A 3639-nucleotide genomic window follows, 5' to 3' on the forward strand; every position below is an offset into this window, starting at 1 on the left:
GTCCAGGATCCGGGGACAGGCCCCGTAGGAGGCGGGGTGTCCGTACGCGAGCTGGTCGCGGAGACGGTCCTCCATCTGGCGGCTGGTGAGGCTGCGGTAGGTGCGGCGGTGGGGTTGGGAGCGTCGGGTCATGCCGGCACGGTGCCGGGCTGGGCGGGGTGGGCAGTGCCGTGCCGGGCAGGGCGAGGTTCGCTGCGTCAGCTGTTCCGGGCGGTCGGCGTCGACGTTGGGGGCGGTGGGTCAGTCGAGGTATCTGCCGGCACCGCGCCAGTCGTTGTCGTCGTCGGTGTTCTCGCCGAGGTGCTCGTCGTGGTGTTGGCCGTAGGACGCGGTTCCCCATCCGGCGTTGCTGGCGTTGGCGAAGCGGATGTCGTCGGCGGAGATCGGGGCTCCGTACGGGGTGTAGAGGTCCGTGGACTCGTCGTACCAGTCCGGGGTGAGGACGGTGCTGCCGCTGGTGGTTGGCTGGGCGGTGACAGGTGTCAGTCGTGGCCGTGGGCGTCGGCGTCGTTCGCCGCTGGGGACGGGCCCGAGGACGGCGTTGAGCGTTGCGGCCACGCTGGTGGCGCAGGTGTGGCAGGCGATGAGGCAGGACTGGTGCGCCTGGTGGGCGCGGCAGGTGGCCAGTGTTCTGGCCGCACGTTCTTGGGCCATGACGAGGCAGTTGGGGTCGACGTGGTAGGTGCTGCTGTCGCCGCGGACGTAGACGGTTGTGTGTGCCGGTGGCTGGCCCATCGATTCCTCTCCCCCTGTGCTCATTACTGGTCGGAACGTAGAGCGTCATCGGCGATGCGGGATAGCGCCTCGAGGGTGATGGGTCGGCCGGCCTGAGCGGTCCGTCGACCGTCTCTGGCACAGGTCACGTGGGCTGGTGGTTTGTGGCCCCCGGCGCGGTCTCCCCGTACCGGTGGGGGTCGGCTTCGACGGTGTCGAGGACGGTGTGGAGGTCCAGGAAGAGCCCGCGGATGGGTGCGAGGTCGATGCCGAGGTCCAGGGTGGTGGTGTCGTGGGCGAGGGGTGTCCAGACGCCGTGGCGGGCGGCGTTGAGGTGGCGGGCCATGACGATGCGGCTCAGGGCGTGTTCGGGGGCGAGGAACATCCCGGTGGGGTGGGGTCCGCCGGTGGTGAGGGCGGTCCAGCGTCGGGGGTCGGGGTGGGCGAGGGCGTCGCCGAAGGGTCCGGGGAAGGTCCAGCTGGGGATGTCGGCGGGGTTGTCGTCCAGGGGGTCGTCGTCGGTGATGACGGTGATGGTGAGGTGGCGCCCGGTGGTGGTTTCGGCGTGGACGTGGGCGTGGAGGTCGGTGCGGCCGGCGGCTGCGGTGGTGGTGGGGTCGGGGTGGGGTGGGTGGATGCGGGCGGCGGCGATGCGGGGGTCGTGGAGGACGGTGGCGGCGACGTAGGCGACGGCGGTGCGGGGTGCCGGTGGGTGGTGGGGGTCGGGCATGGGCTGATGGTGGCGTGGCCCACTGACACGCCGGGGGCGGCTGGATCGGTGCACGGGGACTGGCCTGCGCGGAACACGGACGGCTCGCCTTGTGTAGCCGTTGCGGGGCTATGGCCCCTGCGTGGCAGCGGTTTGTCATCTACGTGCGGAGAAGGGTGCCGTCATCGCGGATTCGTAGGTTGGAGCGATCGAACATGTCGATCACTCGGCGTGCGTCCCGGGAGGTGAGGAACGCGCGCTGGGCCGCGGGATCGGCGCGGATGAGATCGAAGGGTTGTGCGCGGGCGATGAGCTTGGCGAGTTCGACGACGCAGGCGAGCTCTTCGATCGGTGGTCGTCGTTCTCGGTCGGGGTGTTTGAGGTCGTTGTTGAGGTTGGCGATGGCTCGGGCGATGCCGTCGCGGCTGCCGATGGTCGGCCAGTCGATGGTGAGGTCGTCGGGGCACTTCTTGATGCTGCGGTGCATGGGTCGCCGTCGTTGGTCGTTGAAGCGGTAGTAGCCGAAGTGGTCCAGGGCGCTGGCCAGCATCATCAGTTGCGGCTCGAGGAACTTCGCGGCGCCGTTGAGGACCTCGGCGACGGGCTGGACTGCGCGGCGGAACGTCTCGTCCGCGTATCTGTCGGTCCACCGTTTGAGGGCGGGAGCGCCTGCTGACTTGAGGTTGAGCTCGGGGAACGCGAGGTCGATCGACGACGGTTCGGGGGCGGTGTGCTGTTCGACGGTCGTGTGGAACTGTGTCTGCGCGGCGTGTGGGCCGTGCGCGGTCCCGCCGAGGTACAGCGGGAACTGGTCGTCCAGGACGTGGTGTGAGCGCCAGGAGAGCTTGCGGCCGTGCGCGAGCAGGAGGAGGTCGCGGACTGCCCACTGCGCACGAAGGTGCTCTTGGGGTGTGGCGCCGCGGGATCGGGATGTGGAGAGGACGGGGACGCTTTGGGCTTCAAATTGGCGCCCGATTGTGCCGGACCATACGGCGTTGGCCTGCAGTGAGTATGTGAAGCCGGCGGATCTCCACGTGACGGTCTGGCTGGTGTCGAAGGTGATCGCGGTGGGTTCGCCTGGGCGAGGGGTGTCGAAGGTGACCGGGTGGAAGTGGGTGAAGCCTTCGAGGCCGTCGAGGGTGGATCGCAAGGTGCGGATCCGGTACTCCGGCTTCAGGGTCCGCGGCTCAGCGAAGATCACGCTGTCAGCCGTGAGGCGTCCGGTGGCCATGGTGTGACCGGCGTCGCCTTGCAGTCTCACGCCGAGGAGGGTGACCACGCCGTCGTGATCGGCGAACAGCATGCTCTGAGGAGGGGACGCGGTTCGGAACCAGTCGCGCACTTGGTCGAACTGCGGCCTCCCGTGGACGTACGGGATGAGCAGGCTGACCCCGCGCCGGTCGTCCGCGGTGAGCGCTGCAGCGAGCATCGGCTCTCGGTCGTCGGTGTTCGCCCTGAAGAGATGCCCGACTCTGATCTGGCCCGACGTCAGCGTGTTGGACAGGGGGTCTCCTCTCGGGATCGGCAGGAGAAACGGTCAAGGCGTCGCTGGCAGGACGGGGCGTGCGGTGACCGGCGCGTACTGCTCTCCGAGGATCCGGACTCGTGGGTCGGGGGGCACGTCGGTGAGTCTGCGCTGAAGGTGCGCCCAGTCGTAGGCACGTCTGGGGTGGTTGTCCAGGATGCAGACGTAGGCCAAGGGCATTGGTGCGCCGGGGTGTTGTCTCTCGAACTCGTCGAGGAGCATGGACATTTTGTAGATGTCTCTGGCTACCTCTGTGTGGTCCATGCCGGCCCCTTGGGTGGCGGCGACCTTGAGTTCGCTGATGACTGCCAGGTCTTTGAGGATCTGGAGGCCGGTGCCGTCTTTGGCTCGAAGGAGCCTGTTGGCGTAGTGGGGCAGGCGCACTCCTGGTTCACGGGTGACTACCGCATCGAGGCGCACATGGTTGCCCAGAACGCGCGCTTTCCACGGTGAGTCGCCGAAGTGCTCTTTCTTGATGATGGGCTCTCGCGCGACGCGGTCGATGCCGAACTGCGAAATCAGGTAGTGCGCGAACCAGGCTTGATAAGTCGGTTCCGGTGCGAGGTACTGTCCGCAGGTCTGGGCAAAAACGCTCCAGGCGGCTTCGAACTTGCGGGCAAGTGCCTCGTCCTTCTCCCCGATCACGGCTGCCATCGTGGCACCTAACCGGCTCTTCGGAGTTGAGCGTGGG

Annotated in this window: 4 protein-coding genes; all 4 read right to left on the reverse strand. The window is 68.0% G+C overall.

Annotated features, from left to right (window positions below):
- Positions 1-240: 240 nt before the first annotated feature.
- On the reverse strand, positions 241-735 hold the full coding sequence (locus N866_RS17300; protein WP_034228889.1) for a hypothetical protein: 495 nt from the start codon (positions 733-735) through the stop codon (positions 241-243).
- 124 nt (positions 736-859) lie between these two features.
- Entirely contained in the window at positions 860-1444 is a 585-nt protein-coding gene (locus N866_RS17305) for a hypothetical protein (RefSeq protein ID WP_034228892.1), read from the reverse strand.
- Between the two features lie 139 nt (positions 1445-1583).
- Positions 1584-2852, reverse strand: coding sequence for a hypothetical protein (locus tag N866_RS17310; protein WP_034228895.1), 1269 nt, complete (start codon positions 2850-2852; stop codon positions 1584-1586).
- A 108-nt stretch (positions 2853-2960) separates the two neighbouring features.
- Positions 2961-3602, reverse strand: a complete 642-nt coding sequence (locus N866_RS17315) for a hypothetical protein (protein WP_034228898.1) — start codon at positions 3600-3602, stop codon at positions 2961-2963.
- Positions 3603-3639: the final 37 nt, after the last annotated feature.

This window comes from Actinotalea ferrariae CF5-4 (genome assembly GCF_000603945.1).
Taxonomy (GTDB): domain Bacteria; phylum Actinomycetota; class Actinomycetes; order Actinomycetales; family Cellulomonadaceae; genus Actinotalea; species Actinotalea ferrariae.

Coding starts and splice junctions, on each gene's coding strand:
- N866_RS17300 (WP_034228889.1), bottom strand. CDS start 735: ATGGGCCAGCCACCGGCACACACAACCGTCTACGTCCGCGGCGACAGC.
- N866_RS17305 (WP_034228892.1), bottom strand. CDS start 1,444: ATGCCCGACCCCCACCACCCACCGGCACCCCGCACCGCCGTCGCCTAC.
- N866_RS17310 (WP_034228895.1), bottom strand. CDS start 2,852: ATGCTCGCTGCAGCGCTCACCGCGGACGACCGGCGCGGGGTCAGCCTG.
- N866_RS17315 (WP_034228898.1), bottom strand. CDS start 3,602: ATGGCAGCCGTGATCGGGGAGAAGGACGAGGCACTTGCCCGCAAGTTC.